We start from the raw sequence: 482 nt of genomic DNA on the forward strand, positions 1-482 counted from the left end.
CGGTGAAGGTGACGCTCGGTCCGAAGGGCCGCAACGTCGTGATCGAGAAGAGCTTCGGCGCCCCGCGCATCACCAAGGACGGTGTGACGGTCGCCAAGGAGATCGAACTCGCCGACCGCTTCGAGAACATGGGCGCCCAGATGGTGCGCGAAGTGGCCTCGAAGACCAACGACATCGCGGGTGACGGCACCACCACCGCGACCGTGCTGGCGCAGGCCATCGTCCGTGAGGGCGCCAAGTACGTCGCCGCCGGCATCAACCCGATGGACCTGAAGCGCGGCATCGACCTCGCCACCCAGGCCGCCGTCAAGGACATCACCTCGCGCGCCAAGAAGGTCTCGACCTCCGACGAGGTCGCCCAGGTGGGCACCATCTCGTCGAACGGCGACACCGAGATCGGCCAGATGATTGCCCACGCCATGCAGAAGGTGGGCAACGAGGGCGTCATCACCGTCGAGGAGGCCAAGACCGCCGAGACCGAA

The 482-nt window shown here is 66.6% G+C and carries 1 protein-coding gene; it reads left to right on the top strand.

Translation table 11 applies throughout. The features are described from left to right. Positions 1 to 2 precede the first annotated feature (2 nt). The coding region (locus MFF58_RS32005; protein ID WP_283206496.1) for a TCP-1/cpn60 chaperonin family protein at positions 3 to 482 on the top strand (480 nt) is incomplete at its 3' end.

The organism is Methylobacterium longum (assembly GCF_022179385.1).
Taxonomy (GTDB): domain Bacteria; phylum Pseudomonadota; class Alphaproteobacteria; order Rhizobiales; family Beijerinckiaceae; genus Methylobacterium; species Methylobacterium longum.